The organism is Thalassolituus sp. UBA2009 (genome assembly GCF_002335285.1).
GTDB classification, from domain to species: domain Bacteria; phylum Pseudomonadota; class Gammaproteobacteria; order Pseudomonadales; family Oceanobacteraceae; genus Venatoribacter; species Venatoribacter alkanivorans.
Genome location: NZ_DDCJ01000146.1, coordinates 5,015 through 8,283, shown reverse-complemented (window position 1 = coordinate 8,283; position 3,269 = coordinate 5,015). Strand labels below are relative to the sequence as shown.

The following is a 3,269-nucleotide window of genomic DNA, read 5'->3' as shown; positions in this document are numbered from 1 at the left end:
GTTAACAGGCCCTAGTAATTACTGTGCATAGTAGAGCGGTGTTTAACCGGCGTCTACAGCGTGGCCGTCAGGAAATGTCACCGCCCTTCAGCTTTGCCGTTGACGGCCGATATTAATATTACCTCCATAAAAAGCACGGTTGTGGCCTGTTAACAGTCCCTGATGCTTAGGGTTGTGTCTATGTCAGATATTCGTATATCCGCTGCCGGTTCGGTCAATAAGCCCGTGAGCAGCGAGCAGGTTGCGGCGGAAAAACCCGCAAAAACTGTGCTTACCAGTACTGATGCGCAGGGTGAAGCTGTGCACTTATCGGCTGCTGCGCTGAATCAGCTGCGTGCCGAACAGAGTGATACCCAGGCCAGTGAAGAGCATCCGCTCGACCGTATTATTAAAGACTTACAGGAACGTATTGCCGAAGTGCAGCGCCAGTTACAGGCGCTGGATGCTGTGGCAAGCGAAGGCGAGGAAGCCGATACCACCCGACAGGCTCGTCAGATGTTGCTGGACGAGCTGGCGCAGTTGAATGCCGCGCTCAGCCAGACGCTGACGCAGAAGCTGGAGTCCCTGCGCCAGTCGGGTTGAGGTAGTCGTTATTTATTCCGCAATAAACGGATAACGTTTGCGCCAGTTATTGAAGCAATATCGGACGCTTAACTGTTATTCCTCGACGTTGTACGGATGATGCTTTCGCCCATGTTGGGGGCAATATCCGGACGTCTGACTTTTTATTCCTCAGCGCCATACGGATGATGCTTTCGCCCATGTCGGGGGCAATATCCGGACATCCGACTTTTTATTCCTCAGCGCCATACGGATGATGCTTTCTCCAGTGCCGGGCAATATCCGCGCGGCGGCATACCCAGACCTTATCGTGGCGCTGAATATAATCGAGAAAATCCGCCAGTGCGGCGGCGCGTCCCGGGCGGCCGGCTAAGCGGCAGTGCAGACCAATGCTGAGCATTTTCGGGCTGTCTTTGCCTTCAGCGTAGAGCACGTCGAAGCTGTCTTTTAAATACTGATAAAACTGCTTACCGCTGTTAAAGCCCTGATTAGTGGCAAAGCGCATATCGTTGGCATCCAGCGTATAGGGCACAATTAAATGCGGCTTGCCGCCTTCTTCCACCCAGTAGGGCAGATCGTCGGCGTAGCTGTCGGCGTCGTATAACAGGTCGGCCTCTTCACAGGCGAGGCGGCGGGTATTGGGGCTCATGCGGCCGGTATACCAGCCTTCCGGGAAGCTGCCGGTCAGGCGTTTATGAATATCCAGCGCTTCGCGGATATGGGCGCGTTCAACCTCTTCCGGCACGTATTGATAGTCGATCCACTTCAGACCGTGGGAGGCGATTTCCCAGTCGGCTTTCAGCATGGCATCCACCACCTGCGGATTGCGCTCCATGGCGGTGGCTACACCGAATACGGTTACCGGCAGTTCACGCTCGGTAAACATGCGGTGCAGACGCCAGAAGCCGGCGCGTGAGCCGTATTCGTAGATGGATTCCATATTCATATGGCGCACACCTTCAAGGGCCTGAGCGCCGACAATTTCAGATAAAAACGCTTCTGAGGCTTTGTCGCCATGGAGGATGCAGTTCTCGCCGCCTTCCTCGTAATTAATCACAAACTGCACGGCGATACGGGCCTTGTGCGGCCACTTTACGCTGGGGATATCGGCGCCGTAACCGATCATGTCGCGGGGGTAGGTCATGAAACACCTGAAAAGCTGACTGATTAGTCAGCTCAGTTTAGCGCTAAACCCGGCGACTTGGCAGCGGGCAAAGTGAGCATTTATGGATGACGCGCAGCGATCCGGAAATCTGGCGAACAGGCTGTTGATAAAGTAATTATTGATATTCGCAGATCAGCACAGGCATATTGCGCCTCTTTCGCGGTTTATTCAGGAATCCCATGTCTCTGTTGTTGGCGATGTTATCTTTCTCGTTCGTGATGTCGATATCACCGGGGCCGGTGAATATGGTGATTCTCTCTTCCGGTGCCAGTTACGGCGTCCGCCAGACTTTTCCTTTTGTCTCCGGTGCCACTCTGGGCTTCACGCTGCTGCTGCTCTGTATCGGTCTTGGGCTGTATGAGGTCGTACAGCTGTTCCCGGATTTTCTGCGCTATCTGGCACTTGCCGGGGCGGCCTTCATTATTTATCTCGGTTATCTGATTGCGTCAGCGGCACCAAAGCTCAGCATCGAAAAGCAGAAGCGGCCAACCTTTATTCAGGGCTTTTTATTGCAGTGGCTTAACCCAAAAGCCTGGATGGCCTGCATGTCGGGGGTGTCGCTATTCTCTGCGCCAGAGGGATACCAGCCGTTTCTGAGCTTTCTGTTGCTGTATTTTCTGGTGTGTTATGCCTCGCTGTTTAGCTGGTCATGGCTTGGCGACCGGGCGGCGCAGCTGCTTAACAGCGAAGCCCGTTTACGGCTGTTTAATCGTCTGATGGGCGGTCTGTTAATCATGACCGCCTGTTTCCTGCTGTACGTGCAGTTTTCCGCCAGTGCTTAACTCCCAGCGCTTAACTCCCAGCGCTTAACTCCCAGCTCTTAAGCCTCAGGCGTAAAAAAGCAGACAGGCCGCAAAGCCTGTCTGCCGGTCAGGGTCTGGTTATTCAGTTAACAGAGTTGAATACCAGATTCGACATGGTCTGGTTATCCGAACCCGGTACGGTGTTGTAGGTGCTCTTCCACAGCCACCAACCGCTGGTGGTGGTCTGGGTAGCAAAAGACACATTCACGCCCGGATTCAGGTTGTTGTTTACATAGCTCAGCAGCACGCCGCTCTGATTGCCGATGGTACCGCCGTGGTGGGTATCGCTGCCCATCAGCACCGGATAGTGGTTGTACCAGAGAGAGTCAGGAGCGCTGACGCTGGTCTGCTCACCGTCGAGGGCGCGGTAGCCTACACAGCTGTCGACTGCTTTAATGGCATTACCACCGCAGGAAGAATGCAGGGACACAACGCCATCATCGGTACCCGGCAGGAAGCCACCGGTAGCACCCAGATATTCACTGCCACCGCCAACAAAACGCAGACGCGGTACGCTGTTCGGTGCCATCGCGGTCTGACGGGCAACCGCCGGACGCAGGTCACGCAGTACGCCGAGTTTTTCCGGGGTCACGGTAAAGCCCAGCCAGGCGTTAACCGCGGCACGGATAGGCGCCGTCAGCCAGCTGCTGCTGCCGGCCACATCCAGCGCCAGATCGGCCAGTTCAGAACCACCACCGGCACCGGCAAAGTCGAACACCGCGAGAATATTCAGCGGCTGC

General features: G+C 55.2%; 3 protein-coding genes and 1 pseudogene. 2 read left to right on the top strand and 2 right to left on the bottom strand.

The genetic code is table 11. From position 1 onward, the window contains the following. Positions 1-180: 180 nt before the first annotated feature. The gene (locus tag B3P58_RS18050) at positions 181-582 is read left to right on the top strand and encodes a hypothetical protein (protein ID WP_286719477.1); all 402 of its coding nucleotides are present in this window, start codon (positions 181-183) and stop codon (positions 580-582) included. A 211-nt stretch (positions 583-793) separates the two neighbouring features. Here B3P58_RS18050 and puuE read toward each other — a convergent pair whose 3' ends face one another. Beyond that, positions 794-1,705, bottom strand: coding sequence for an allantoinase PuuE (gene puuE / locus B3P58_RS18045; RefSeq protein WP_286719475.1), 912 nt, complete (start codon positions 1,703-1,705; stop codon positions 794-796). 200 nt (positions 1,706-1,905) lie between these two features. On the opposite strand from puuE, the gene B3P58_RS18040 reads away from it, so the two are divergent. Next, the gene (locus tag B3P58_RS18040; protein WP_286719473.1) at positions 1,906-2,508 is read left to right on the top strand and encodes a LysE family translocator; all 603 of its coding nucleotides are present in this window, start codon (positions 1,906-1,908) and stop codon (positions 2,506-2,508) included. A gap of 103 nt (positions 2,509-2,611) precedes the next feature. Here B3P58_RS18040 and B3P58_RS18035 read toward each other — a convergent pair. Continuing rightward, positions 2,612-3,269, bottom strand: a pseudogene (locus B3P58_RS18035) (hypothetical protein); the annotation flags it as partial.

What these genes read in the sequence shown, in the direction of transcription:
- B3P58_RS18050 (WP_286719477.1), top strand. Translation starts at nt 181, where the DNA reads ATGTCAGATATTCGTATATCCGCTGCCGGTTCGGTCAATAAGCCCGTG.
- puuE (WP_286719475.1), bottom strand. Translation starts at nt 1,705, where the DNA reads ATGACCTACCCCCGCGACATGATCGGTTACGGCGCCGATATCCCCAGC.
- B3P58_RS18040 (WP_286719473.1), top strand. Translation starts at nt 1,906, where the DNA reads ATGTCTCTGTTGTTGGCGATGTTATCTTTCTCGTTCGTGATGTCGATA.